Origin of the sequence: Pseudomonas sp. Irchel 3F3, from assembly GCF_900187545.1 — a bacterium.
Taxonomy (GTDB): Bacteria; Pseudomonadota; Gammaproteobacteria; order Pseudomonadales; family Pseudomonadaceae; genus Aquipseudomonas; species Aquipseudomonas fortuita.
In genome coordinates this window covers 52,440-77,683 of sequence record NZ_FYDS01000010.1, presented here as the reverse complement: position 1 = coordinate 77,683, position 25,244 = coordinate 52,440, and the positions used below count along the sequence as shown (strand labels likewise).

Below are 25,244 nucleotides of genomic sequence, written 5' to 3'. Positions count from 1 at the left end.
ATCCGCTGTATTGCTCTATGCACTGCTGGGAGGCAGCATTGCACCTATGCATAAATCGATAGATAAAATCCTTGCTCAACTGATGGCCAGAGACGGCATCACCCAGATTGAGCTGTCGAGCCGGACTAGCGTCGGGCAGTCGACCATTTCCCGAATTCTCAAGCCGCAAGGCCCAAAAGGGATCAAAGAGCCGACTGACAAGCAGGTGCGACCTCTTGCCGATTTTTTTGGAATCACCACAGATCAGTTGCGAGGCTACGAGCCTTTAGGCGAGGCCGAGCCTGAGGCCCGAGACCGCAAAAACCTGTCTACTGCCGAGATCGTTAAGCAGATGCTCGCAAAGCATGGCAAAGGCCTTTCTCTGGATGCTCGGCAGAAAATTGCTGAAGCCATTGAGGAGAAGTCTGCCGAGCAAGCCGCTTCCAATGTCATTGCCGTCGACTTCGATCGCCCGGGACAGGTTGGGGACGAAGTTTGGATCGCTCACTACGACGTGCGCGGAGCAATGGGCGATGGTGAGGTGGCTCACGACTTCCCTGAAATGCTTCAGGACATCCGCGTGAGCCCTACTCACCTGCGAGAGATGGGGGTCGAGTTCAAAGAGCATTTCCATCTGAAACTCATAACGGGTGTCGGTCAGTCCATGGCCCCAACCATCAAGAGTCGCGACCCGTTGGTCGTTGACATCAGCATCCGTGAGTTCGTGGGCGATGGGATCTACTACTTCTCCCACCAGGGCCATCAGTACATCAAGCGCCTTCAGAAGAAGGGTCGCGACCATTTCAAGATGATCTCGGACAACACGAATCATCCGCCTGAAGACATTCGGGTTGATGAGACCTACATCCAGGCCCGGGTGCTGCTGGTCTGGAACGCACATCTGGTATGAACCTTCCGCGAGACACGACCATCGGCAAGGAATTAGCGAGCATGCAGCTCTGTTGCACGCTCCACTAGAAAGGGAATTGTATGTCGCGAATGATTTTGGCTGTCCTTGGCTTTGCATTGATTCCCGCGGTTTCAGCTGCAGCATCACTGTACGTGCCATCCGACTCCAAGGCCTCCTACACGGTCTTGTCCCGGGATGCCTCGGGCAATGAGCGTACGATCACTACGAAGCGCGTCGGATCAAGTGGCACATCCTTTTCTCGTCGCCTCTATAACTGTGCAGATCGCACAGTGAAGTATCTTGGTACCGGCGAAACCTTGGAGCAGATGAAGACCTCTCAGCCTGACTCTCGAATGGGTGCCATTGTGCCCGGCTCCATCGCCGATTACGTCGGTGCAGAAGCTTGCCGATAGGCAGAGTCCCTACCATGACCCTTACCAAACCCAACCAGCAGCTGCGCCGAGACCTGAAGGATGCTGCCTTCGCCTTGGAAAGCGCGGCGCTGGAGATCTTTCACAAGGCCCAAGGCGGTGAGGAAGCCCAGTTCCTGGAGGCGATGAAACGCGTGGGCAAGCTGCATGAGCTGGCTGATCGGCTGGTAGGGTATGCGGACGAAGTGAAGTCCGGCCGAGTGATAAGGACAAAGGAATGACTATCAGAGAACAGATCCACCAAAACGCACTTGCCATCATCCTCGCAGCTAACCCGCAGATCACCAGGGAATGCGACGAAATTAGCGAAGATGGTCTCTGCGGGATGAGCCTGGCTGAATTTCGGTACCTGCGATTGACGCAGGCCTTGGAGAAACAGGCACGCTCGCATCGCTTGGACGCCTGGACTTACCAGCTAATGCTCGCGGAGGGCGCGGGAATTGACGTTTCTGTCGTACGGGATGAGGACAGGCGCGCGACAGCTGCCGCACTTGGCGTTGATGATCTTCTCTAAGCGAAGGCTTTGGCAAGCACAGATGGTTGCTGCTGAGCTCAGCCACCTGACTTAGCGGGCAGGGGAAAATCTTCTGGTTAGGCCAGAAGGTAAAAGATGCAAAAAAATCACCCACGAAATCAAAACTCAACTGTAAGTATTCCTAGAGTGGCCACTTACTGTTTATGGAGACCTGGGGAGGGATCCTATGAGCACTGTAAAAAAACAGAAGACTATACATTATAAGAATGTTGTAATTTCTGGCTCGCCAAACCTGCAGTCACTGCTTGACGGTGCTCTCGGAGAATCGGGATCAATAAAGAGGCCAAACCAAAGACAACAAAAGGCAAACGAAGAAGATACAGTTGTAATTTTTGTCAACCGCTTTACTAAGCACAATGGCATGAGCGTGGGCCAGCTGGTATACCTTGAAAAAGGTAGGCAGCAACCATATATAACTGTAGACGACGAGGCTGAATTTTACTCTATTGCCTCCTTATCGTCTGATGAAATCCCCGAGAAAAAACAGGATCAAGCCGATGATAATTCCACTCCTTCGCATCAAGACGATTCGATTAGAAAACGCCGCGAGTTTGTCGAGTCTATACTTTATTTCGGCGTATTAGATAACCACATGGTTATCTTACAGTCCTCCGCTCTACAAAGCCGCCATCTTGAGGCCCACCTGACATGGCTGCTTACTAGCTGTACGTCTACGCTGGCGGCGGGATCAATGCTGGTACTCAGTGACAAGCCTGCCGAGTCTGTCTTCCAAAAAATGGAGAAGACCCCCGCAAAAAGTATCCATTTTGGAGCTCCTCTAACGACCGAGCTTTCGGTCGATCCGTCCCATCCCGTACAGAGCTCCACTCCTCCGGCTGGCCCCAACATGGCGGTCGACGAGGTCCATGCGAGCAAGGTACGATTTGAACCGACAGGGGTAGCAGCTGCTATCATAAGCGCAGTAGCACCTGGCTTGTTGGATAGGCTCAACCTGCAAGAGTCGCTGGATGAGGCCAATATCCACCTCGCTTTGGAGATCACCTACAATCGAAGGACGACCAAGACAGGACAAGAGGTGATAGACTCAATTGCAACCAGCTTGCGCCACAGCCCAGCCAGCGATGTGGTGATAAATCTGCAAGGTGGAGGCAAAATTACGGGGGATGAACTCAAGCTGTCGGGCAATGTCAGTGTTGAGTACCTTCCAAGCGGCCTTATAAATGAAAGTTCTCTGTTCCACGAAATGCACAGGTGGCTGAACACTAAAATTTCTTCTAGTGAAATCGACTCAACCACAGAGAGTACCGAGTAGTGAAAATCATAACTCAAGCACAGACTAACGCTCAGCGCCTAACGGTACTTGTACCGGCCTGTGTGCTTGGCGCCTATGTGCTTGGTTTATGCCAGCCATATATACCTCAAGACAAAAGCATAATCCCAGTCGGAGTGATAGCGGTGCTTGCCTCGCCAATTCCAATTGCAATGGGCGTATTGAGCAAGCTAGCAGATGTTCGAAAGCTGAAAAGCTTCAGTCGCCAGGAGAAACGCAGGCTTGAGCCCAAAATTGACAGGAAAGTTTCAGCAATACATAAGCTGGTAATGCTTTATTCATTGCTGTCAATTGCAGTCGGGGCCTCTCTCTTCTTCTCTTCAATTGAGGCTGGCGCAGAGTATTCACTGTGGATTTATCGGTTTGCCGGGGCGGCTTTTACGTTCGCAATTGTTAGCTCGTGGATGCTTCTAGCAGAAAGCAAGCGAACCACTGACTTTGAAGCATATGTCATCAATCGAAGTAATGAGCGAAAGCAAAAGGCAGCCCTCCTGAAGCGACTGCAGCCCAAAGGAGACTGAGCCCGCCGAGGCGGGCTTTTTCATGCCTTCACGCTTTTTTCGCGCCCTACCCTGCACAGTGAGGGCTCATCCGCTTCCCTACGTTAGCCCGCATAGCAGTGCGGGCTTTTCTTTGCCTGTGTTTTGCAGATGGCCGCAGGAGCTATCTGCGGCCGTTGCCAAGCTTGCCTCTAATCAGACGCGGATCACCTCCAGGCGATCCCGACCAGCCGGTGTGATGGCGTTCTCCCCTTCATCGCTAATGCGATACCGTCCGGATACCATCTTGGCTATCGAGAACCGGACCAGCCCGCTTTGGGATAAGGCTTCGCCAGCTTCAAAGCTCATCGCCTGCTCCAAGTCGAAGATTTTGATTTCTCCAATTTTGTAGCGAGCGAAGGCTACTAGGGCGTTATCCAATTCTTGTTGGCTGATCTTTCGAGCGACTTCCATTCGACCTCCCAGGTCATGAGAGTCCCGGTCCGTGGGATTGGAGGCAACGAACCGGGTGGGTTGTTGAAGGCGGACCGTACTACGCCACCATAGAAGTCGCTACTGGCTTTCCATCCATGCTGGATGGGTGGGCAGGCTATAGATTCCGGCCGCTAGAAAGGCGCCTCCTCCTCTACCCTTTCCTCCTCCCTATCCTTTTCAACGACCAGGTCGTCACGATCCTCGGCGCTCTGCGGCTCCCACCGAACCGTCACGCTTTCATCGTCGTTGAACGTCAGGTCTAATTCCGGCGTTTCGGCCAGCAGTCCCATCACCTCCTCCCACTCCATGTCTCCATCCGTGTCTAGGCGATGGATCGTCACCCAACGCTGAGCCTGCGCGATCGGGTGATTGATCATCGATGAGACTCTCAGGCCCAGGCGTTCCAACGCGGTCATCTCTTGGCGTGCTTGTGCTGTCGACTTTTTCTGCTTGGTCATGTCGCTACTCCTTTTACTGTATATCCATCCAGCACATTTAGATCATAACCGAGCATGTAGGAAAAGTTAATCCCTAGCCAGATATCGGAGGAGCCCAATCGGTTGAAAATAATTTATGCACCAGTGCATTGACACGGTAATTGCACTGGTGCATATTTTACCCATCGAGGCACTGCGAAGTCCTCCAGAAGACCCTAGGGTCGACCGCTCTTTACACAACCAGACGTGACCACCTCGACGCACCCAGGCCATCACCTGGGTCGGGACAAGCTAAGTCGTCGACCACGCAGCCTCTGGATAGCTGCCGGACTCCCCTCATGGGAGGACGCCAAACCATGCAGCCAGCCGGGAAGAACACCGAACACGAAATGTGTGACCCGGCCAGGTGGGGATAGCCGCGGCAACAAGCATGGAGCGGAAATCAGATTTCACTGGCTGGCCTTGGCGACAGGGCCAGGCGGGAAATCAACCCGAGGGCATTACCGTGAACAAAGAAGAAATCTACGACAGCCAAATCAGCCCGCTGATGCTTCAGATCATCGAGATCTGCAAGGCAGAAGGCATCGCGATGATCGCCAGTTTCGATATTGGTCACGACGGAGTAGGGCCAAACGGCGAAGACTGCACAGGCCTTCTCTGCTCGAGCCTGACACCAGACGACAAAGGCAATCCCAATCCGGCATTCCAGCAGGCATTAAACTTAATCAAGCGCGGCCGGTACGCATCTCCAGCACTGCACATCGCCACCGAGCACGCCGACGGTACGCGGACACTGGCAGCAATCATCTGACTCCCAGACAGCCGGAAAGACGGCACGATCCACCTGGTCCCCCATCACCAGGCTGCATCGGTCGTGGCGTTCGCCCTCCCCTGGTCCGGGAGGTACGCGGCAGCGAGCGTCACGACCAATGCAGCCCACCGAGGACACTTCATGGAAACGATCACTCGCGGCAAATGGACTGGCCACCTCGGCATGCTCTTGGCTCCTCGCGAGCTGGAAGCTCTGCTTTGGGTTGCCCAGGACCTCACCACCAAGGAAATCGCACGACTAATGAATGTGTCGCCAGGCACCGTCGCGAACGGCATTGAACGAGCGATCTACAAGCTGAAAGCCAAGCGGCGGTTGGACGCGGTGATGAAGGCCTGGGACAAGAAAATAATCAGCCCGCTCTGCATCTTCTTCGCCTGCCTCATTGCGATGCATGCAGCAATCAACGATAGCGACCCGATGCGCCGCGACCGCCGCGCGCCAGAGCGCCGCACCGCCCAAGTTCGAATCGTTCGCAAGGCCGAGGCCTTCGAATACCACGCCTGACCCACCCGAGGATCACCCCATGCAGACAGCAATGCACCCTGCTTTCGAGCAGAAGCTTGCCGTGCTCGCGGCCCTGCTCGAGCGCAGCAAGTCAGTGAGGGCCGAGGCCCATGCCAAGATCAGTCAGACAGCACCCCGCTACCAGGCATGCGGCAACGGCGCGACGTGGGATGTGTTGGAGATCGCCACCGGCGCCAAGCAGGGCTTCGCCTACAGCTACCGGACAGCCATGCGCTTTGTGGATGCGATGGAGGCAGGCGCAGCAAGCAAGCAAGGCGGCCTGCAATGATTGAACAATCGAACAGCCGCGACCAAATTCTGGCCCAGCTCACCGCCAGCATCGACAGCTTCTTTGGCAGCGGAGGCTCCGTCGAAACCCTGCCCGGGTTCGAGTACGTGCCTCACCGACCTCATCGCGACCTTGAGCCAATGCGCGCATCGGTCGCGGCCCCAGTCAACAAGCTGGTGGCTGCTCGGCTGAAGCAGCTTGATGAGCTTCGCGAGCTGGCGAAGACCATGACTTACAAAGAGGCAATGGCTCACACCGGCCTCGCCCAAGCAACGCTCGGGCGGGCTGCCGCACAAGGCAAGTTCAAGTTCCAGCGCGATCCGAACTACGGCATGAGCAACCTGGGCAAGAAACTAAGCGACCCCGTTGAAGACCGGGCGAAGGCAGTAAAGATCATTGCCTACCGCAATGTCGGGATGTCCAGGGCAGACGTTGTGCGCGAGCTGCAAATTTCCTTCAAGCAGCTGGGCCGGCTACTGCGGGAGTTCGATATCGATTTCCCAACTACTGCCGAGAAGCGAGCAACAAAGAAAGCATGAAACGTATCAACGCGCGCGTCCGGCACGGCCGGCGCCAGCAGCACATCACTCTGCCGCCCAGCGGCATCGCCCATCAGGAGACGCAGCAATGTCCAAGCCCACTGACACCACCGAGTTCCTGCAGGAGCTCAACGGCGGCGCCTTCGCCAGCCAAATTGGTCACGCCCTTTCGGAAGTAGCCGCTGGGGTTGTCGACCATGGGAAGGCCGGCAAGATCACCATAACCCTGGACTTCAGCCAGATCGGCGACTCCCACCAGGTAAAGATCAAGCACAAGCTCGACTACAAAGTGCCGACCAAGCGCGGCACGCGCAGCGAGAACACCAGCCTCGACACGCCGATGTACGTCGGCACCGGCGGCAACATTTCCCTCTTCCCCGAAAAGCATGACCAGCTCTTCAACCGGGACGAAGCACCAGTACACCCACGCTCCTAACTCACTGCACCTACAAGGAATAGCGCATGTCCCTCAGCAAAGAAGCTCTCGAACTGATCCAGGAAAACACCATTGCCGCAGTAGGCCGCGATCTGCCGGCCTTGGGCCCGGTGGTCGTCGTGCCGCAAAACTTCAACGTGGTTGATCTCGAGCGTTATCAGGAAGGCCGCAACCGCTTCCGTGGCACCTACTCCACCCACTCGCTGGCTGACTACAGCGCCTACGTTGTTGAGCGCTCCGCCCCAGCAGCCCGCGGCTTCATCGACCAGGACAACATGAGCTGCATCGTGCTGTTCAACATCGGCACCGCCGAAGAGCCGTGCCATGCCGATGACCGCGCCGTGCTGCGCCTGAAGGCTTCTGCTGCGTTCGCCGCCGTTCAGGCGGTGTGCGGCCAGAGCCTGGTGCAGAAGGCCATGAGCGACTGGATCGAAGACTGGAACCAGCACCTGTCGGCGACCGATGAGAATGGACAGACCATGACCATCGCCAAAGCGATCGCCGCAGTTCGCACTATCACCGTGAAGGCCTCGTCGGAAAGCGATCACGCAGTCGGCGAGACCCGCGCCAGCCGCAGCACCATGGACCAGATTGAGGCCAGCAGCAAAGAGACCCTGCCGGCTTGGCTGGACTTCAAGGTAATTCCGTTTGAAGGCTTGGCCGAGCAAGTGATCCGCCTGCGCGTTTCGGTCATCACCGGCGGCGCGCAACCAGTGCTCAAACTGCGCTGGATCGGCGAAGAGGCCCAGCGCGAAGCCATCGCCCAAGAGTTCAAGGCCGTGCTCGACGCCAAGGTCGGTACCGCCGCGAAGCTGTCCCTGGGTACCTTCGACGCTAAGTGACAAGAGCCAGCGCCACAGCCTGTAAGTGGCATTTGTGGCGCTGGGTTCAACCGGAAGAGCATGCTGATGATTCAGCAGGATCCGGGCGACGAGGTTGTCGCCCCAGATTGAAATTGGTGGGAGCGGGAGGAGTTTAACCCCCTGCGGAACTGTCCGGCAGCTGCACTACTCTCCTCACCCTCCGCAATTTGGATATCGATCGCTCCCAGCGCCGCCCCGCCCCACCCAAATCCTGCTGTCATAACCATCAACGCCGCTCCTAGGTCAATATGGTTGATAAGGGGTTCACCACCAAGTAATGGAGTTCCCACCAATGTCACTAGGCCCGATGCGACAGACAAACCGCTGAAGAGCTTGTGTTTCATGCGAGCTGTTAGCCCGTGCTCTTTGAGCATCACTGCAAAGCGATGTCGTAATTAGCGGCGATATTACGCGGCCACCATTTCTTATTCAACTCGCACCGCATCCGGCCACGGAGGGCGGCGCATGCATGGAGAAAGCCATGAGCGACTACAACTGCGACTACGTTCGCCGCCATTACGACGTTCCGGCCGAGATTGGGCGCCGCGTGATTGCCAATGGCGAGCCAGGCGTGATCATGGCCGACCGCGGCCACTACATCGGCGTCATCCTCGACAGCGACCCGAAGAAGCGCATCCGCAACTACCACCCCACCTGGGAGATGCAGTACGGCGAGATGGCTGAAGAGCTGCCTCTCAAGCAGTGGGAGGTCCTAACAAACGGCATGTACGACTGGGATGACGTGCGTTACATGCTGGGCGATGCCCGCCACTACGTGCGGCGCATTTGGGCAGCCACTCGTAGCCAGGCCAAGTACCGGGCCTATCAAGAACTGGCTGAGTGTTTCAACGACGACGCCACCGCCATGCTGACCTTCAAGGTTCGCGCCGCAGCCTGACCTCCAAGGCTGCCCGCCAGCCTCAGTCGACTGAGCGAGCATCCACACAGGATGTCACGCATTCGACGATCGCCGTGAAGCTACCAGTGAAGCTGTGCCGCAGCTCTCGCGGCATGTCGTAGGAAAAGTGGATCAGCCAGGAACCGTCGCCCAATAGCACAGCCTCCTGACGGTACTTATCAACCTGATCCTCATCAATTCCGAGAACTGCTGCGACTTCCTGGTTTGTTGGCTCACGGTCCATCGGGGATTCATCTCTTTGTACTGGAGGACCACAAATACTCCAACTGACACCAAATTGCCACTATAGCGTAACGGCCCCGCATGGGCGGCACATGCATGTAAGGTTCGCGCCGCCGGCTGACCCGCCAGCGCATCGCATCCTCTGCTAGCGCTCCGTCAGATGAACGCCAATAGCAAAGGCCGCCATGACCAGGACTACCTCTGCCACAACGTAAGCAACGAAGAACTCATCCGAAAACATGCCTGGATCTCTGAGAGGCCGCATTGCCCTGTGCAGTGCGGGAATCGCTCAGAGCCATCAACTTCCGCAAAAGTTCATTCACTACGTGGCGCTGTCCGCCAGCGCCTTCCCCTATTCAACGATAACGCCTCCCCGGCGAGGGCGGCGCCTGCACGCAAGGACCACAACATGACCTGTATGACCTCCCTCGCCCTGCCCTTCGAAAAGGAGCTGGTTGTCGATCTCTTCGCTGGCGGCGGCGGCGCCAGCAGCGGAATCGCTGAGGCGTACCGCCAGCCGGATGTGGCGGTGAACCACAACCCAATCGCCCTGGCTGTGCACCGTGCCAATCACCCGAAGACCGAGCACTACGTCGCGGACGTATTCGAGGTTGACCCGATCCTGGCTACCAAAGGTCAGCCGGTCGGCATCTTGTGGGCATCGCCCGACTGCCGGCACCACAGCAAGGCCAAAGGCGGGAAGCCACGCGACCGTAAAATTCGCGGCCTGGCTTGGGTGATCATCCGCTGGGCTTACCAGACCAGCCCGCGCCTGATCTTCCTCGAAAACGTCGAGGAGTTCGCCGACTGGGGGCCGCTCGACGACGAAGGACTGCCGATCAAGGCCGAGAAAGGCAGGACGTTCCAGGCCTTCGTGAACGTGCTGGGCAGCGGTATACCCGAGGATCACCCGGACCTGCCCGAAATCCTGGCCGAGATCGGCGACCACGTACCCAAGGAAGCACTGGTGCGCGGCCTGCGCTACAACTTCGAGCACCAGGTGCGCGTCGCAGCCGACCAAGGCGCGCCTACGATTCGCAAGCGCTTGTACGGCATCGCCCGGCGCGACGGCAAGCCAATCGTCTGGCCCGCGCCGACGCATCACAAGACCCCCGGCAAGGGTCAGCAGGCCTGGCGATCCGCCGCCGAATGCATCGACTGGGAACTGCAGGGCCGCACGATATTCCGGGACGACGCTCTGGTCGAAAACACAATGAACCGTATCGCCAAAGGCCTGTGGCGGCACACCCTGGCCTGCAACGACCCGTTCATAGTCCCGCTACGCGGAACCTCGAAGTCGCATACCAGCACGCACAGCGTCGCTGAGCCGGCCTCGACCATAAGCGGTGGCGGCACCCATCACGCCCTAGTTCAGCCGACGATGGCGATGGCGGGATGCCTTACTGAGCATGCGAATGGGTCGACCCAGCGCACTTTCGACACTCTTGAGCCACTGCGAACCCAAGTTGCTCAAGTCAAGGGAGGCCACTTTGCGTTGGTCGGCGCCCATCTGACACACCTGACGCACCATGGCGATCGATCAGGCTACCCTGCCACGGACCCTGCCATGACGGTGACAGGCGCCAATCGCGGCGAGCAGGCACTGGTTTCGGCCTCCCTGGGAACGTTACGCAAAGGCTGCGTGGGTGCTGCCGCAAACGGCCCTCTCAGCTGCATCACGCAAAACAGCGGTCACCACGCTATTGCATCCGCCCACTTGGAGCAGGCCAACGGCGGCTTCTACAAGGGCGACGGCCGTGCAGCGGACGATCCGTTCTCGACCGTCCTGGGCAAAGGCTCAAATCAGCGTCTGGTCACTGCCTACATGGTGAAGTACTACGGTGCCGAGAAGGACGGGATCTCACTTCGTGAGCCGGTCCACACGATCCCGTCGAAGGATCGCATGGCTGTGGTCGAAGTCGTCCAGTTGCACAGCCACACGCTGACAGATGAGCAACTGGCCGGTGCCCGCAAGTGCGCGGCGTTCCTCCGAAAATACCTGCCGCAGCACTTCACCGAGCACGCCGATATCGTCATGGTCGGTGACTACGTGCTGATCGACATTACCCTGCGCATGCTGCAACCGCACGAGCTGAAACGCGCCCAAGGCTTCCGACCGGACTACATCATCGACCGAGGCCTGTTCCTCGATGAAGTGACCGGCCAGCTGTACTGGAAAGCCATCAGCAAGACTGACCAGGTGAAGCTGCTGGGCAACAGTGTCTGCAAGGACGAAGCCCGGGCCCTTGTCGCGGCGAACGCATCCGACCTCATCGAACTCTACCAGCGCCTGGCGGCCTGACGCTGCCAGCAGGAGATACCCATGCCCACAGAAAACCGATCCAGCACCATCGAGCAGCATGACCATATCGAGGGGATCATCGATATGGTAAGCGTGCCGCGCGAGTGGCTTAACAGCGTCGCCCTTCTGCAGATGCCGCTCGACGAACTTCAGGAACAAGCCATCCAGCATCTTTGCGAGCCCTGCAATGAGCCAGCCCCGCAGCCCCACCCCGAGCCTATAGCCTGGATGGTTGGTACTGCCTTCTGGTGGACCAAAGAAGAGGCAGAGCGGGATGCAGCTGCTATGGGCCTGCCAGTGGTTACCCTGGGCCCATGCGCGGGCCTTGGCGATCATGAGAGGCTCCGAACGGAGCTTGTAGAGTCGGACCTCGCCTTTGTCAGAGCTGCCACTGAAGTTGAACAACTGCTCGCAAGGCTGGCCGAGCGGGATACGCTGCTGCGCGACAACTCACGCAAGCTGATCCGGATGGCTGCTCACCTGATCGGCGCGCCGCTATTCGCCCTGCCAGACCTGCAGGACGAAGACAAGAAAATGACCCGGGCCCCAGTGGACAAGGCGTCGACACCGCAGACGCCAGGCTGAAGGACGCAGCCTACGGACCCCGCCGAATCGCTGACGCCCTATCCGCCAGCGCAGGACCAAGCTCGCCGACCTGGTCGTGCCAAGCATGCCAGGTGGAGCAACCAACTGACCGCGCGTGCGATGCGTGTGGCGGCAAGACCGAACTGGCCGGCGCCAATCCCTGAGCGGAGCACATTTGTACTCCGCCAGCTGTAACCCCTCGCTCCTCTATTTCGAGCAGGCCGCAAGCTTATTCGTTGCAGCCAGGCCCTCGGTGGCGATTCGGCGAGCACGCCCCACGCCCCACGCTAATGCCCTGGTCATCGATTCGCCTGGACGAGAGTCGAACGCCTCTTCGTGGAGGGGAGCTCCACCCGCCGCATAAACGCCGAGGAACATCTGCGTGTTGCCCGTGCGCGACAGTCGCACTTGGACATCTATGAACGTTCCATCGTCGAGTGTTTCGTCATGAGTCCTATGGTGAAGCGTCGGGTCAGCCCAAGACCAAAAAACATCACCGCGAATTCTCATGCCGTCCTCCTTCGACGTTAGTTGTATGGATCACCCTACCATAGCCAAACCGAAGCGGTTAGCAACCGCACCTGCCTGTTTCGTGATCTGAATCAGACTATTGGCCATCACCATTCTTCCTAACCCCTCTCCCCTCTATTCACTGCCGCGATATGGCGGCCAAGGAACGACCTTGCCTGTAGAAAAAACTGCTCTCGACTCCATCGATCTGGACGCTCTGCATGTCGCCGCCAAGGCCGCTGCCGAGGATGTGATCCGCTCCCACGGCTGGAAGGGAATGATCGAAGACGCCGACCTGCTGGGAACCGATGAGCGTTACCTGGTCCTGGCCGACCCGGCCGTAGCTCTGGCCCTGATCGAAGAGGTACGCAACTTGCGCCAAATACTGCAGCAGCCCCGCGTGCCGGACGGCTTCGCTTTAGTACCGCAAAGCATGTTGCTCAGCAAGGACCTCATCGGCGTCATCAATTTCCACTGCGGCGACACCGACCAGGAAGAAGGTGGCCAATTTGGGCAGTACACCGATGGCCGGCTGTGGGTCGGCTACGTGCTGGACGACGATGGGAACAAAGTCCACGGGCTGCACATCGCGACCGATGAATACCCGGAGGAAGGAAGCACGACGCTGATAGAGTTTCCGGCGGTTCAGCCATGATCCGCCTCGCCTTCTGCCTCCTGCTGCTGGCCACCGGCGCCAGCGCAACCGAGAACCTCATCGACGTGCAGCACGACAGCAAGCGCGGCGTCACCTGCTACGTGCTCAACGGCGTCGGCATCAGCTGCATCATCCCCGACAGCCAGCTGCAGGCCGGCAACCAGCGCCAGCTCTCCCCGCACGAAACACAACCCGAACCTACACCCGCATTGGCGCCTGGGCGCTGGATTGATGAGAGGTATCAGCTGTGACGACATTCATCATGGAATACCGCGTGATCGGCTACTCGCTGGCCCACGCTTTCTCGACCAACCCCAAGGCGGGCAAGCGGATTTTCAGCGTCAGCTCGGATGACATCGGGTCATCCGACATCCTCGCTGTAATGGATGCCGCGCGCTCACCAGAGAACACGCCGGAGGGATACAAGCTGTTTTCCGTAACGGATCGTGATGCGGCAAAGACAATGCGACCATGAACGACCTGATCGAAGTGAAGACGGCAGACCTGGTCGGCGAGGCGCTCGGATGGGCAGTCGGCAAGGCTGAAGGGCTGGACGTGTACTTGGAGCCCCCCGGGTACAACGGTGTGCCCTGGCGGGTGTTCGCCCGGTACCGGGGCCAGGCCATCGAGCACACCAAACGCTACAACCCGTGGGAGGACTGGTCCCTGGCCGGCGCCCTGCAAGACAAGTACGTGCGCTTGGTGGAGCGTAGCGCGGACGGCGAGAGTGTTGCCATCACGTGGCGGACTGGCTCGTGCCGTGAGGGTGAAGGCTGGGGGGATACGACGCCAGTAGCGGTGTGCCGGTCCATCGTCGAACTCATCCGCGGCGATACCGTCCAGGTGCCGAAGGAGCTGATGCCATGTTCCTGATACCGATCGCAGCACCACTACTCATGGCCTACCTGATCTACAGGGGGCCGCGATGAGCGCTCACCAGGCCACAATCAGCCAAGAGGCCCTATGGGCTATATCAACCCGCTGCTGAAGCTGCCAGCAGGCCAAGCCCTGCTGGACCTTCCCGCGCAAGATCGTGCGCGGATAGAAGCAGTGCTCCGCGAACTGCGCGCCCAGGCCGACGCCGAGGCTGAAAATTCCTGGCTGCGCCGCAAGGGTCCGATGGCCGCCTACTGGCGCGCCGTTTCCACGTATGCCCGTCACCTGGCGCACGCGCTTTCACGAAACGCCCAGCCTTAACCCCCCCTCCCCCCTACAACTCAAGCCCGCCGACATGCGCGGGCATGGAGAGCTATTGCCATGCCAAACCACGTTACCAACAAAGTCAGCGCGCCAGATCACGTCCTCACGTCGCTGATCAACGAAGAAGGCCGGATCGACTTCGGCAAGATCATCAAGTTTGAAGGTGAGTTCGCCTGGGACGGTATATGCGGCGCAGCAGAAACCGCGGCTGAGGCAGCTATCAATCTACCCCTGAGCGACCACCCCTTGGTTGCGGACATGCAGCGGCACAGTCGCGAAACTTCCACGGTTACAAAGCTCAGCGACGAGAGCTTTGAGCAGTTTGTGCAGATGCTGCGCAACCACCGCAAGACCGGATTCATGCACTGCATGGACTTCGCCCGGCAAGCCTGGGGCACCAAATGGAACGCCTATAGCCAGAAGATCGACGTTGAAGGCTGCCGACTGCGCTTCGACACGGCCTGGAGCTCGCCGCTACCGGTCTTCAAGGCGCTTTCTGCCCTCCACCCGACCGAAGAAATCACTGTCGTGTTCGCTGACGAGGACATCGGCAGCAACTGCGGGACGCTGAAGCTCAAGGCGGGCGAGCTGGTAGAGCAGGACTGCGCAGGGCCATGGGGCGAAATGAGTGAGGCCGATCAACAGAAGTGGCGAGCTTTCGCCATTGAAGTAACAGGCCGCTCCGACAAACACGAAGACGAAGACGAATAACCAACCTGCCGCCACCGGCGGCGTGGAGACCAACATGAATACCGCCTTCCTGCTGATGGCCCAGTACAACGGCCAGGCCATCATCCCAATCGACCTGGTCTGCAAGGACTACTTCGATATCACCCCAACCAAGCTCAAGGCCAAGGTGGCCCGGGGCGAAATCAACTTGCCGCTGGTGTGGATGGAGCCCAGCCAGAAAGGCGCACGCGGTGTGCACCTGACGGACCTGGCCGCCTACATCGACAACCAGCGCGAGAAGGCTAAAGCTGAGCAGGACAAGCTCATGGGTCGCGGCCTCAGGCGTGTCTCTTGACCCTCTTTTGGGCCTCGATAACGGGGCCCGTTACAACCTCTTCCAGCATCTCCCACCCCTCATAGGGGTCTCCCTTCCCCCGCAGGTGCGTATAGCGCCGCATCGAGTTCCAATCCCGGTGGCCCGACACGCTGGCCACACGCGGAATATCCCACCCTTTTTCGAACAGACGGCTTACGCCATCGTGGCGCAGGTCGTGGAAGTGAAGGTCTTCAATCTGAAGGAAATGACAGGCCCTGGTGAAGGACGCCGATATCGACCTGGAGTTGTACGGAAACACCTCGTCGGCAACCTTTGGCATGGACTGCAAAATGCGCCATGCCTCGTCGGGCATGTGGCACCACACGTCGTTGCCGTACTTCTGGCCCGGGTTCTTCATGTCGGTGATCAGCGCCGATTGCTCCTGGTCATCGAGCGCAGCCCAGCGAATCCGGGTGATCTCTTCCTGGCGCCGGGTGGAGAACAGCGCGAAGACCACCACCCGCACCATGTCGATCTCTTGGCGCCTGGCATCGCGCACCTTCTGGAAGTACCTGATCAGCTTTTCCAGTTCATCCCTGGTCGGTCGGCGGTTGCGCTCAACGCTTTTGGTCACGGCGCCCAGCTTCTTTAATACGCGCCGGGCGTCAGGCATGGCCAGCGGATCAACCTCATAGCCCCAGGCCGGCCTGGCCACGGACAGTACGGCACCGAGGTGCGCCAGATCGTTGCCAACCGTCTGTGGCTGGATGCCGTCCTTCTCGATCCGGTCCATGGCGTAGTCAACCAGCTTCTGGCTGGTCAGGTCTTGGTCTGCAACCTCGCCAAGCCAGCTTTCACCAATAGCCTTGAGGGTTGCACGCTTGGTCTTGCCCAGCGGCCGCAGCTTCTCGTACTCGGCCAGGTACTGGTCAATCATCTGCTTGACCGTCACGCCCTTCCGTTTGGCTTTCTCAATGGCGCCCGGCTCGTACAGTTCGGCCTCACGCTTCCTGATCCAGGCCTGCGCCGTCGCCTTCCGGTCGAACGTCTGGCTTTCCTGATAAACTGCCTTCCCTTCCTTCATGATCCGGATCTGGGCCGTAAAGCCCGAAGACCCGTCCTTGCGCTTGCGCTGCGTGATGGTTCCCATGATTTGCTACACGGCTGATTGGAGTTGCTACATTGTAGCAACAGCAGTAGTAAAACCAGCAAAAACCGGAACAAAGTAGCAAAAAACAGAGATAGAGAAATGCCACAGAAACAAGCAGAAAACCCCGGAAACTCAGGCAATACGGTAGTTAGGAGGTTTTCTGTTGCGCCGATGATGGACTGGACAGACCGCCACTGCCGCTTCTTCCTGCGCCTGCTGTCCAAGCAAACCTTGCTCTACACCGAAATGGTCACCACCGGTGCCCTGCTGCACAACGACGCCCACCGTTTCCTGCGCCACGATGCCTCCGAGCACCCGCTGGCCCTGCAACTGGGCGGTAGCGTGCCCGCCGATTTGGCCGCCTGCGCACGCCTGGCCGAGGACGCGGGCTACGACGAGGTCAACCTCAATGTCGGCTGCCCGAGCGACCGGGTGCAGAACAACATGATCGGTGCCTGCCTGATGGCTCACCCGGCATTGGTGGCCGATTGCGTGAAAGCCATGCGTGATGCGGTGTCGACACACGTGACGGTCAAGCACCGCATCGGCATCAATGGCCGCGACAGCTATGCCGAACTCTGCGACTTCGTCGGCCAGGTGCGCGAAGCCGGCTGCCGGAGTTTTACCGTGCATGCGCGCATCGCGATTCTGGAAGGACTGTCGCCGAAGGAGAACCGCGAGGTTCCGCCCCTGCGCTATGAAGTAGCAGCGCAGTTGAAGGCAGACTTCCCGGACCTGGAGATCGTGCTCAACGGCGGGATCAAGACCCTGGAAGAATGCCAGGCACACCTTGAAACCTTTGATGGCGTAATGCTCGGGCGTGAGGCGTATCACAACCCTTACCTGCTGGCCGAGGTGGACCAGCGGCTGTTTGGCAGCGATGCGCCGGTGGTCAGCCGTAGCCAAGTGCTGGCGCAATTGCGGCCCTATATTGTGGCGCACATGGAAAGTGGCGGCGCGATGCACCACGTTACCCGGCATATTCTGGGGCTGGCCCAAGGGTTCAAGGGGGCGCGGCGCTTCCGTCAGTTGCTCTCGGCAGACATTCACAAGGCGGCGCAGCCGCTGGCAGTGTTTGACCAGGCGGTGGAGTTGCTGCAAGGACGGTGATACTACCCGTGCACGCGACACGGCCGTTGTAGGAGCGCCCTGTCGCGACACAAGGCCGCTCAGACGAGTATGTGGAACCTCAAGGCAGCCGGGCACTCGAATCTTCACCTTACGTACGGCCCTTCGTGGGCAAGCCCGCTTCTACAGGCCCTTGAGCGGCTGTCGGGGCTCGGGTAATGTCGAGTAAATGCACAGGACAGAGCACGCCCATGACTTCCAAGCTGGAACAACTGAAGCAGTTCACCACCGTGGTCGCCGACACCGGGGACCTGGATGCCATCACCCGCCTGAAGCCGGTCGATGCCACCACCAACCCGTCGCTGCTGCTCAAGGCTGCCGCCATCCCGGGCTACGCCGACCTGCTCAAGCAGGTGAAGGCCGATGCCAAGGGCGATGTCGACCTGGCCTGCGACAAGTTCGCGGTGGCCGTGGGCTCGGGCATTCTCAAGGTCATTCCCGGGCGTATCTCGACCGAGGTGGATGCACGCCTGTCGTTCGATGAACCGGCGCTGCTGAACAAAGCCCGCCAGCTGATCGGCCTGTATGACGCAGCCGGGGTCTCCAAAGACCGCGTGCTGATCAAGCTGGCCTCCACTTGGGAAGGCATCCGCGCTGCCGAGCAGCTGGAGAAGGAAGGCATCCAGACCAACCTCACCCTGCTGTTCTCCTTCGCCCAGGCCCAGGCCTGTGCCGATGCCGGGGTGTTCCTGATTTCGCCGTTCGTGGGTCGTATCTACGACTGGTACAAAAAGAGCACCGGCACGGATTACGTGGGCGCCGAGGACCCTGGCGTGCAATCGGTGACGCGCATCTACAACTACTACAAGGCCAATGGTTACAACACCGTGGTGATGGGCGCCAGCTTCCGCAACCTCGGCCAGATCGAACAACTGGCCGGCTGCGACCGCCTGACCATCAGCCCCGAACTGCTGCAGCAACTGAGCGACGATCAGGGTGAACTGCCGCGCGTGCTCAAGCCGGGCAATGCCGGTGAGGCCAAGCAGCAGTTGAGTGAAAGCCAGTTCCGCTGGGCGATGAACGAAGATGCCATGGGCACCGAAAAGCTGGCCGAAGGTATCCGCCAGTTTGCCCGGGACCAGGAGAAGCTGGAGAAGTTGATGGCTGAAAAAGCCTGATACATATCCGGTTTGCCTGATGGGCGGGAAGTGTTCAGCATTTTCCGCCCGTTTTTGTTTTGCCAAGCTTTAGTTGTGAATTGAATTCCAGGGCCTCTTCGCGGGTAAACCCGCTCCCACACGCATACCCGCAGGCCTGAAATTGGCGCTGTACTTGTGGGAGCGGGTTTACCCGCGAAGGGGCCCGATAAGCCACCCGAGCTGTCGATGACCTCCTCTACCCCCTTGCCCCTCGTACTCGCCGGCCCGGTACTGCGCCGCCTGGAACCCCAGCGCCTGGCCATCTGGCTGGTCGCTACCCAACCGCTGCAACCCGAATTCATCCTCCCGGCAAGCGAGGCCACGGTGGATTGCCAGGTCGTCCCGGTCGGCCAGCACGCCTTCATCCACCTGCTGGATATCCACTTCGACAATGCCCTACCCCGCAACCAGCAGCTCGACTATGACCTGCTGATCAATGGCCAGGGCATCGCTGGATGGGGGCCGCATCTGCTCTACCCCGGCACCCAGCGCCCAAGCCTGGTGCTGCGCGATCGGCTCGACCACTTGCTGCACGGCTCCTGCCGCAAGCCCCACCACCCCGCCATCGATGGCCTGCTGTGCGCCGACCGCTTGCTGCAAGCCTGCAAGCAACCCGAAGATCGCCCGGCCGTGCTACTGATGACCGGCGACCAGGTGTACGCCGACGATGTTGCCGGCCCGATGCTGCGTGCTATCCATCGCCTGATCGAGCGCCTGGGCCTGTTCGACGAGCAACTGGATGGCGCAGTGGTGCCTGATAGCCAGGCGCTGTACCAGCACCCGGCCAGCTACTACCACCGCGCCGACCTGTTGCCGGCGCAGGAAACGAACGACACCCTGCGCGAGCGCTTTTTCGGCGGCAAGCGCAAGCCGATCTTTTCGTCCAGCAATGCCGACAACCACCTGGTGACGTTCGCCGAAGTCATGGCCATGTACCTGCTGGTCTGGTCACCCGTGCCTTGGCAGTGGGTGGACATGGTCATGCCCGACGGGCTCAGCGACCAGCGCCAGGCGCGTTACCGGCAGGAGCTGCCGCTGATTCAGGCGTTTGCCGAGAACCTCGGCCAGGTGGCGCGGGTGATGGCCCACCTGCCCTGTCTGATGATCTTCGACGACCACGACATCACCGATGACTGGAACCTCTCGGCACAATGGGAAGAAACCGCCTACGGCCACCCGTTTTCACGGCGGATCATCGGCAATGCCCTGCTCGGCTACCTGCTGTGCCAAGCCTGGGGCAACGATCCGGACGGCTGCAAGCCACTGGTCAGGCAATGCCAGGCGTCGAACAGCCAAACCCGCGATGAACTGATCGGCGATCTGCTGCGCTTTCAGGGCTGGCAATTCAGCTTGCCAACAAACCCACCCTTGCTGGTGCTGGACACCCGTACCCGGCGCTGGCGCAGCGAAAGCAACCTGGCCAAGCCATCCGGCCTGCTCGACTGGGAAGCGCTTAGCGAATTGCAGCACGCGCTGCTCGACCACCCATCAGCGGTCATCGTCTCGCCTGCGCCGATTTTTGGCGTAAAGCTGATCGAGACCGTGCAGAAGGTGTTCAGCTGGCTGGGGTATCCGCTTTTGGTGGATGCCGAAAACTGGATGGCCCACCGCGGTGCGGCGCAGGTCATCCTCAACATCTTCCGCCACTCGCGTACGCCGGGCCACTACGTGGTGCTGTCCGGGGATGTGCACTACTCGTTTGTCTATGAAGTAATGATCCGCCACCGCCAGCGCAGCCCGCATTTGTGGCAGGTGACCAGCAGCGGAATCAAGAACGAGTTCCCCCGGCGCCTGCTCGACGTGCTCGACCGGCTCAACCGCTGGCTGTATGCGCCACGCTCGCCGCTGAACTGGTTTACCAAGCGTCGGGAGATGGAAGTAGTGCCACGTACGCCGAGCCACAGCAAGGCCGGGGAGCGGTTGTGGAACGGTGCGGGGTTGGGGCAGGTGTTCTTTGATGAGCAGGGGCGGCCGGCACGGGTGTATCAGCTGGATGCTGGTGGGGGTGAGGCTACCGAGTTTATTGGCGGAAAATAGTCTGCTCGAGAAATTCTGCTGCCTGTGCCGGCCCTTTCGCGGGCTTGCCCGCTCCCACAGGGGCGGTGTACCGCTTGAAAACTACGCAGCACCTGTGGGAGCGGGCAAGCCCGCGAATGGGCCGGCGCAGGTTAACGATCAGGTCCGCTCCAGCGCATTGACCAGGTCATGGAAGGCTTCGCGGTTGGAGTCGTTCAGGCCCATGAGGATCTTGTGCGCCTCCAGTACCTTGGAACGCACCACGTCTTCGTTCTGGTCCTGCGACGGCAGGTCGGTCAGGCACTCAGGGCAAGGAATCGGGCGATCGACAATGTTGAACACTTGATCGAAGCCCATCGACTGCAACAGCCGGGAAATGTCCGGGTTGGTGGTGACCACGGTCGGCAACAGGCCGACCTTCTGCCGCGACAGGATCGACAGCTTGGCCAGCAGGCCCAAGGTAGTGCTGTCGATACTCTCGGTTTCGGTGAGGTCGATGACAATCGCCGAGAAGTTCAACGCAGTGAAAATTTTCTCGATCGTCGCATCCAAGGCCGAACACAGGGTCAGGCGCACTTCACCGACGAACTTCAGTACGAAGGTGCCGCTCTGCTCGGCGAACTGGATTCTACCGGTACTCATTGAAGGTTCCTGCTTAACACCAATAGGGCGATATCATCCGGCATATCCCCAAGCGTAGCTAATCCGAATCGTTGACGCAGCCCATCCAGGCTGCCACCTGCTGCCCTGACGATCTCCGGCAAGGCGGCTTCTTTATCTTTGAGCGTATCACCCGGCAAAAGGTCCAGAATGCCATCGGACATCAGGCTAAGGCTGAACTGCGGTGGCAGCTCAACAACCAGATCCTGATAAGTGGCCTCGTCGAACAGCCCCACCGGCAGGCCCCGGCCTTCCAGGTAACGGGTGTGCGCCGGGGTATGCAGCACTGGCAGCGGCAAATGCCCACCCACCGCGTAGGTCAACAGACCAGACTCTTCGTCGATCACCCCGCCGACCATGGTGACGTGCTTGCCCAGCTTGCTGTTGATCAGGCCGCGGTTGATGTGACTGAGCACTTCGGACGGCTTGAACTCGCGCATTTTGCTGCGCTTGAGCTCAAACATGAGTCGCGTGGTCATGAATTTCAACAGGACGGTGACAAAGGCCGACGAGGCGCCATGCCCGGAAACATCAGCGAGGTAGAAGGCGATGCGCCGCTCGTCCACGCGGAAGTAATCGACAAAATCACCCGACAGGTACAACGACGGGATGATCTGGTGCTCGAACGCGAACTCGCCAGCTACCCAGGGGCTTTCCGGCAGCATGTTCATCTGCACCTGGCGACCGGCGGTCTGGTCCTCCTGCAACAGGTGCAGGCTGGCCTCCAGCTCGCGGTTGGCCGCTTCGAGCTTGTCGCGGTAGCGCTGGTTTTCCAGCACCAGACGCGAGCGGTCGAGGGCACGGCGCACCGAATGCTCAAGGACGGCCAGGTCTTCCAGCGGCTTGATCAGGTAGTCGGCGGCGCCCAGGCGCAACGCTTCCACCGCATCGCTCATGACGCCGGCACCAGACACCACGATCACCGGTAACTGCGGCGCACGGTCGCTGACCTGACGGATCAGTTCGAGGCCGCCCATCTGCGGCATGCGCAAATCGCAGATCACAAGGTCGGGCTGGTGTTCTTCGAAGACCTGAAGCCCCTGCTGGCCATTACCGGCCTGGAGGACGCTGAAGCCACTGTCTTCGAGATAGGCGGCGAGGCTCGCACGGACCACGTCGTCATCATCGATAATCAGCAGCGTTGCACTGGTTTTCTGCATGTGGGCGAACGGCGCCGATTTGGGTTGGTGCAGCGGTGTCGGCAAAGCAGACGGCCAGCTACGGGAATTCTTGGTGGTCACACTCTACTTGAGTTGTAGGACAAGAACACCTGCCCGGCAACTGTCAAAGGTACCTTGTAAGGCGCAGACGGTACTCCCATCCGGCAGGCGTTTCAAGCATGCAACGGTCGACCTCGCCGCTCTTTACAGGGCAAATCACCGGGAGTTATAAGAAAGTCGACTAGCGCACCCCAATGGGAAGGATGCAGCATGCCCCACACGCCCTCCAGCCATAGTGAAAAACGCGATTTCATCCGCATGCGCATCGACACTGCGGTGAGCCTGCTGCATGAAGGCCAGGTGATTTCCGCCGTGTGCCTGGACCTGTCCAGCAGCGGCATGCAGGTGCAGGCCCCGCAACGCTTCCAGGTGGGCGATCAGATTGAGGTGCGCATCGATTCCGACCACCCGGCGTTGAAAGGGCTGCACGCCAGCACTGAGGTGGTATGGATTGCCGACCAGCCGGGTGGGCAGCAGAAGTTCGGGTTGCGCGTGCTGGCCATGCATTGAACAGGGGCCGATTGCGGCCCTGTTCACAGATCAGAAGTCGTCTTCGACTTCGCCATCCTTGACCTTGAACTCGCGGTTCTGCAGGTAGGCGTTACGAATGAAGATGTACTTGTCACCCTGAATCAGCTTCTCGGCGGACAGCAGGTCGGCACGCGTGTCGATCACGTCCAGGGCGAATATCGAGTTGCGCGTCGGCACATGGTCGATGTAGCGGTAAGGCTTGGTGTAGCTGTCGGGGTACTTGGCCACGCCATCACGCACCGTGCTTGGCCCCAGCAGCGGGATAACCACGTAAGGGCCGCTCGGCACACCCCAGTAACCCAAGGTCTGCCCGAAGTCCTCGTCATTGCGCTGCAGGCCCATCTTGGTGCCCACATCGAAGAAACCGCCCAGGCCGAAGGTGGTGTTGACGATCAGCCGCGCAGTGTCCACACCCGCCGCATGAGGCTTGAACTGCAGCACGTCGTTGGCCAGGTTGGTCACGTCGCCCAGGTTGCGGAAGATGTTGTGGATGCCATCTTCAAGGAACTGCGGCGTGACCGCCTGATAGCCCTTGGCCAACGGCTTGAGGGCATAGGTGTCGAGGGTATCGTTGAAGCGGAAGATCGGCCGGTTGACCGCTTCCCAGGGATCTTCCTCGGTGGCTGCCTGGGTGGCTGCCACGGGCGCCAGCAGCATGCTGGCGCAGACACAGGCCTGGGTGACTCGTTCGATCACACTGGCACCGATCCTACGCATAGATGTCTCTCCATCGAATTTCTCGGCCGCAAGCGCAACGGGTCGCGCTGCTGGTAAGGCGGCAGTATAGAGGCTTGCGGGCTGATAAACAGCTTTACACATGTTTGTTCAATATTTTGTGAACAACTGTTGCACAAGGGCCGATGTCACAGGGCGGTAACAATCAACGAATAGCCTGCGGACTATTTGGGGGAAGTTGCCATGGACGCTGCACCCGCCTTCACTGCTGTGCTGTTCGGCTTGCGCGGCTGCCTGGTGCAGGCGGCCAATGGTAGCGCCCCCTCGCCCGCCCCCGGCGCCCTGGCTACCCTCGCCAGCCTGCGCCAGCACCAGGTGCCGTGCATCTGGCTGGATGACCTCAGCGCCACCCAAAGCAAGCGCCTGGCACACGTACTGCCCGACTGGCTGCCGGGGCATTCGGTAAACGGCGTACGCTGGCCGGCGCCCAACGCCTGCTGGCAGGCGTTGATGACCCTGGAAAGCGAACGCCTGGACGGCTGCGTACTGGTCAGCGGCAACCCACAACTGCTGCAGTCCGGCCTTAACGCCGGCTTGTGGACAGTTGGCCTGGCCGCCTGCAGCCCATTCTGCGATCGCAGCTCTCGGCAATGGCAAGCCATGACCTCACAGCAACAGGACGCGGCCCGTGGCAAGGCGACGCTGGAACTGTTCGGCCTGGGGGTGCACTCGGTCATCGACCACCTGGAAGCGCTGGATACCTGCCTGCAGGACATCACCCAGCGCCGGCGCAAAGGTGAAAAACCTTGATACAGCACCCTTGATGCGGATCATGCAAAGCAGCTTCAGGTGGATTACGCTGAAGGCAGACCAGAACCTTTGCCGCTTCGCTAAGGTCCATGGTTTGCCAAGCCATTGATGGAGAACTACCCATGCCTGCCCGCGAATTGCAAAAGCGCCTGAACAGCCTGCGCGAGCAACTGGACCGCAACGTACCGCTTTCGGAAGACGAACTGGCTGCGCTGCACGAAGAAGCGCGCCAGATCGAGGCGCAACTGAAACTGGAGGAAGCCACGCCAGACAACAACCTGGTGGATGGCGTGAACCTGGCAATCGAACGCTTCGAGGCTGACCACCCAGACCTTACCGCCACCCTGCGCAGCATTGCCAACTCGCTGCACAGCATGGGTATCTGATACAGCAAGGGCCGCTTCGCGCCCCATTCGCGGGACAAGCCCGCTCCCACAGGCTATTCGCTGCACTTGAGGGCAGTGCGGCACCTGTGGGAGCGGGCTTGCCCCGCGAATGGGCCGAGAAACGGCCCCAG

General features: G+C 59.6%; 35 protein-coding genes. 27 read left to right on the top strand and 8 right to left on the bottom strand.

Annotated elements, in window-relative coordinates:
- Positions 1–46 precede the first annotated feature (46 nt).
- From CKW35_RS21615 to CKW35_RS28075, 5 genes are all read left to right on the top strand, one after another.
- Positions 47–889 carry a LexA family transcriptional regulator gene (locus tag CKW35_RS21615; RefSeq protein WP_021784926.1) on the top strand — a complete coding sequence of 281 codons (843 nt, stop codon included), beginning with the start codon at positions 47–49 and terminating at the stop codon, positions 887–889.
- A 427-nt stretch (positions 890–1,316) separates the two neighbouring features.
- Positions 1,317–1,541 carry a hypothetical protein gene (locus CKW35_RS21605; protein ID WP_023047627.1) on the top strand — a complete coding sequence of 75 codons (225 nt, stop codon included), beginning with the start codon at positions 1,317–1,319 and terminating at the stop codon, positions 1,539–1,541.
- Positions 1,538–1,834 carry a DUF6388 family protein gene (locus CKW35_RS21600; RefSeq protein WP_023047626.1) on the top strand — a complete coding sequence of 99 codons (297 nt, stop codon included), beginning with the start codon at positions 1,538–1,540 and terminating at the stop codon, positions 1,832–1,834. Before CKW35_RS21605 ends, CKW35_RS21600 begins: the two co-directional genes overlap by 4 nt.
- A gap of 187 nt (positions 1,835–2,021) precedes the next feature.
- Entirely contained in the window at positions 2,022–3,128 is a 1,107-nt protein-coding gene (locus tag CKW35_RS21595; RefSeq protein ID WP_031311906.1) for a hypothetical protein, read from the top strand.
- Positions 3,128–3,667 (top strand): hypothetical protein, encoded by a 540-nt coding sequence (locus CKW35_RS28075; RefSeq protein ID WP_134792766.1) that lies wholly within the window; start codon positions 3,128–3,130, stop codon positions 3,665–3,667. The genes CKW35_RS21595 and CKW35_RS28075 overlap by 1 nt, the downstream gene beginning before the upstream one ends.
- A 174-nt stretch (positions 3,668–3,841) precedes the next feature.
- On the opposite strand, the gene CKW35_RS21585 is transcribed toward CKW35_RS28075, so the two are convergent.
- The gene (locus tag CKW35_RS21585; RefSeq protein ID WP_023047623.1) at positions 3,842–4,099 is read right to left on the bottom strand and encodes a hypothetical protein; all 258 of its coding nucleotides are present in this window, start codon (positions 4,097–4,099) and stop codon (positions 3,842–3,844) included.
- Between the two features lie 152 nt (positions 4,100–4,251).
- The gene (locus CKW35_RS21580) at positions 4,252–4,578 is read right to left on the bottom strand and encodes a DUF1654 domain-containing protein (RefSeq protein ID WP_095116837.1); all 327 of its coding nucleotides are present in this window, start codon (positions 4,576–4,578) and stop codon (positions 4,252–4,254) included.
- A 484-nt stretch (positions 4,579–5,062) separates the two neighbouring features.
- Between CKW35_RS21580 and CKW35_RS21575 the strand changes: the two genes are divergently transcribed.
- The 7 genes from CKW35_RS21575 (at position 5,063) to CKW35_RS21545 (ending at position 8,918) form a co-directional block, all read left to right on the top strand.
- Positions 5,063–5,368, top strand: a complete 306-nt coding sequence (locus CKW35_RS21575; protein WP_095116892.1) for a hypothetical protein — start codon at positions 5,063–5,065, stop codon at positions 5,366–5,368.
- A gap of 141 nt (positions 5,369–5,509) precedes the next feature.
- Positions 5,510–5,893: a response regulator transcription factor gene (locus tag CKW35_RS21570; protein WP_095116836.1), complete on the top strand. Its 384-nt coding sequence runs from the start codon at positions 5,510–5,512 to the stop codon at positions 5,891–5,893.
- A gap of 19 nt (positions 5,894–5,912) precedes the next feature.
- Positions 5,913–6,182, top strand: a complete 270-nt coding sequence (locus CKW35_RS21565; RefSeq protein ID WP_016485686.1) for a hypothetical protein — start codon at positions 5,913–5,915, stop codon at positions 6,180–6,182.
- Positions 6,179–6,721: a hypothetical protein gene (locus tag CKW35_RS21560; protein WP_016485685.1), complete on the top strand. Its 543-nt coding sequence runs from the start codon at positions 6,179–6,181 to the stop codon at positions 6,719–6,721. Before CKW35_RS21565 ends, CKW35_RS21560 begins: the two co-directional genes overlap by 4 nt.
- Before the next feature lie 88 nt (positions 6,722–6,809).
- Positions 6,810–7,157: a hypothetical protein gene (locus tag CKW35_RS21555; protein ID WP_016485684.1), complete on the top strand. Its 348-nt coding sequence runs from the start codon at positions 6,810–6,812 to the stop codon at positions 7,155–7,157.
- 26 nt (positions 7,158–7,183) lie between these two features.
- A complete protein-coding gene (locus tag CKW35_RS21550; protein ID WP_095116834.1) occupies positions 7,184–7,999 on the top strand; it encodes a DUF2303 family protein in 816 nt (271 codons plus the stop codon).
- A 502-nt stretch (positions 8,000–8,501) separates the two neighbouring features.
- Positions 8,502–8,918, top strand: coding sequence for a hypothetical protein (locus CKW35_RS21545; RefSeq protein ID WP_016485682.1), 417 nt, complete (start codon positions 8,502–8,504; stop codon positions 8,916–8,918).
- A gap of 22 nt (positions 8,919–8,940) precedes the next feature.
- Here CKW35_RS21545 and CKW35_RS21540 read toward each other — a convergent pair whose 3' ends face one another.
- Entirely contained in the window at positions 8,941–9,162 is a 222-nt protein-coding gene (locus tag CKW35_RS21540; RefSeq protein WP_016485681.1) for a hypothetical protein, read from the bottom strand.
- 408 nt (positions 9,163–9,570) lie between these two features.
- Here CKW35_RS21540 and CKW35_RS21535 point away from each other — a divergent pair, with 408 nt between their 5' ends.
- Together CKW35_RS21535 and CKW35_RS21530 are read left to right on the top strand one after the other, a co-directional pair.
- On the top strand, positions 9,571–11,463 hold the full coding sequence (locus CKW35_RS21535; RefSeq protein WP_016485679.1) for a DNA cytosine methyltransferase: 1,893 nt from the start codon (positions 9,571–9,573) through the stop codon (positions 11,461–11,463).
- A gap of 21 nt (positions 11,464–11,484) precedes the next feature.
- Positions 11,485–12,048 (top strand): hypothetical protein, encoded by a 564-nt coding sequence (locus tag CKW35_RS21530; protein ID WP_016485678.1) that lies wholly within the window; start codon positions 11,485–11,487, stop codon positions 12,046–12,048.
- Positions 12,049–12,255: 207 nt separating this feature from the next.
- Here CKW35_RS21530 and CKW35_RS28645 read toward each other — a convergent pair whose 3' ends face one another.
- Entirely contained in the window at positions 12,256–12,558 is a 303-nt protein-coding gene (locus tag CKW35_RS28645) for a hypothetical protein (RefSeq protein ID WP_016485677.1), read from the bottom strand.
- A 172-nt stretch (positions 12,559–12,730) separates the two neighbouring features.
- On the opposite strand from CKW35_RS28645, the gene CKW35_RS21520 reads away from it, so the two are divergent.
- From CKW35_RS21520 to CKW35_RS21490, 7 genes are all read left to right on the top strand, one after another.
- A complete protein-coding gene (locus tag CKW35_RS21520) occupies positions 12,731–13,213 on the top strand; it encodes a hypothetical protein (RefSeq protein WP_016485676.1) in 483 nt (160 codons plus the stop codon).
- Complete coding sequence (locus CKW35_RS21515) at positions 13,210–13,464, top strand: hypothetical protein (RefSeq protein ID WP_016485675.1); 255 nt, start codon at positions 13,210–13,212, stop codon at positions 13,462–13,464. The genes CKW35_RS21520 and CKW35_RS21515 overlap by 4 nt, the downstream gene beginning before the upstream one ends.
- Positions 13,461–13,688: a hypothetical protein gene (locus CKW35_RS21510; protein WP_016485674.1), complete on the top strand. Its 228-nt coding sequence runs from the start codon at positions 13,461–13,463 to the stop codon at positions 13,686–13,688. Before CKW35_RS21515 ends, CKW35_RS21510 begins: the two co-directional genes overlap by 4 nt.
- Positions 13,685–14,086: a phage protein NinX family protein gene (locus tag CKW35_RS21505; protein ID WP_016485673.1), complete on the top strand. Its 402-nt coding sequence runs from the start codon at positions 13,685–13,687 to the stop codon at positions 14,084–14,086. Before CKW35_RS21510 ends, CKW35_RS21505 begins: the two co-directional genes overlap by 4 nt.
- A gap of 90 nt (positions 14,087–14,176) precedes the next feature.
- A complete protein-coding gene (locus CKW35_RS21500; protein WP_016485672.1) occupies positions 14,177–14,410 on the top strand; it encodes a hypothetical protein in 234 nt (77 codons plus the stop codon).
- A 60-nt stretch (positions 14,411–14,470) separates the two neighbouring features.
- Complete coding sequence (locus tag CKW35_RS21495; protein WP_095116833.1) at positions 14,471–15,124, top strand: hypothetical protein; 654 nt, start codon at positions 14,471–14,473, stop codon at positions 15,122–15,124.
- Positions 15,125–15,158: 34 nt separating this feature from the next.
- Positions 15,159–15,437 carry a pyocin activator PrtN family protein gene (locus tag CKW35_RS21490; RefSeq protein ID WP_016485670.1) on the top strand — a complete coding sequence of 93 codons (279 nt, stop codon included), beginning with the start codon at positions 15,159–15,161 and terminating at the stop codon, positions 15,435–15,437.
- Here CKW35_RS21490 and CKW35_RS21485 read toward each other — a convergent pair.
- Entirely contained in the window at positions 15,421–16,548 is a 1,128-nt protein-coding gene (locus tag CKW35_RS21485) for a site-specific integrase (RefSeq protein ID WP_016485669.1), read from the bottom strand. The genes CKW35_RS21490 and CKW35_RS21485 overlap by 17 nt on opposite strands.
- 99 nt (positions 16,549–16,647) lie before the next feature.
- Here CKW35_RS21485 and dusA point away from each other — a divergent pair, with 99 nt between their 5' ends.
- From dusA to CKW35_RS21470, 3 genes are all read left to right on the top strand, one after another.
- Positions 16,648–17,658 carry a tRNA dihydrouridine(20/20a) synthase DusA gene (gene dusA / locus CKW35_RS21480; RefSeq protein ID WP_095116831.1) on the top strand — a complete coding sequence of 337 codons (1,011 nt, stop codon included), beginning with the start codon at positions 16,648–16,650 and terminating at the stop codon, positions 17,656–17,658.
- Between the two features lie 209 nt (positions 17,659–17,867).
- Positions 17,868–18,794: a transaldolase gene (gene tal, locus CKW35_RS21475; RefSeq protein ID WP_023048541.1), complete on the top strand. Its 927-nt coding sequence runs from the start codon at positions 17,868–17,870 to the stop codon at positions 18,792–18,794.
- 207 nt (positions 18,795–19,001) lie between these two features.
- The gene (locus CKW35_RS21470) at positions 19,002–20,852 is read left to right on the top strand and encodes an alkaline phosphatase D family protein (RefSeq protein ID WP_095116830.1); all 1,851 of its coding nucleotides are present in this window, start codon (positions 19,002–19,004) and stop codon (positions 20,850–20,852) included.
- Between the two features lie 138 nt (positions 20,853–20,990).
- Here the strand turns inward: CKW35_RS21470 and rssC are convergent, their stop codons facing one another.
- Both rssC and rssB read right to left on the bottom strand, forming a co-directional pair.
- Positions 20,991–21,473: an anti-sigma factor antagonist RssC gene (rssC, locus tag CKW35_RS21465; RefSeq protein WP_013971741.1), complete on the bottom strand. Its 483-nt coding sequence runs from the start codon at positions 21,471–21,473 to the stop codon at positions 20,991–20,993.
- On the bottom strand, positions 21,470–22,651 hold the full coding sequence (gene rssB / locus CKW35_RS21460; protein WP_095116890.1) for a two-component system response regulator RssB: 1,182 nt from the start codon (positions 22,649–22,651) through the stop codon (positions 21,470–21,472). The genes rssC and rssB overlap by 4 nt, the downstream gene beginning before the upstream one ends.
- Positions 22,652–22,921: 270 nt before the next feature.
- Here rssB and CKW35_RS21455 point away from each other — a divergent pair, with 270 nt between their 5' ends.
- Positions 22,922–23,221: a PilZ domain-containing protein gene (locus CKW35_RS21455; RefSeq protein WP_016485664.1), complete on the top strand. Its 300-nt coding sequence runs from the start codon at positions 22,922–22,924 to the stop codon at positions 23,219–23,221.
- 30 nt (positions 23,222–23,251) lie between these two features.
- Here CKW35_RS21455 and CKW35_RS21450 read toward each other — a convergent pair whose 3' ends face one another.
- A complete protein-coding gene (locus CKW35_RS21450; RefSeq protein ID WP_016485663.1) occupies positions 23,252–23,959 on the bottom strand; it encodes a VacJ family lipoprotein in 708 nt (235 codons plus the stop codon).
- A 201-nt stretch (positions 23,960–24,160) separates the two neighbouring features.
- Between CKW35_RS21450 and CKW35_RS21445 the strand changes: the two genes are divergently transcribed.
- Both CKW35_RS21445 and CKW35_RS21440 read left to right on the top strand, forming a co-directional pair.
- Positions 24,161–24,727, top strand: a complete 567-nt coding sequence (locus CKW35_RS21445; RefSeq protein WP_016485662.1) for a hypothetical protein — start codon at positions 24,161–24,163, stop codon at positions 24,725–24,727.
- A 122-nt stretch (positions 24,728–24,849) separates the two neighbouring features.
- Positions 24,850–25,113 carry a DUF4404 family protein gene (locus CKW35_RS21440; protein ID WP_016485661.1) on the top strand — a complete coding sequence of 88 codons (264 nt, stop codon included), beginning with the start codon at positions 24,850–24,852 and terminating at the stop codon, positions 25,111–25,113.
- Positions 25,114–25,244: the final 131 nt, after the last annotated feature.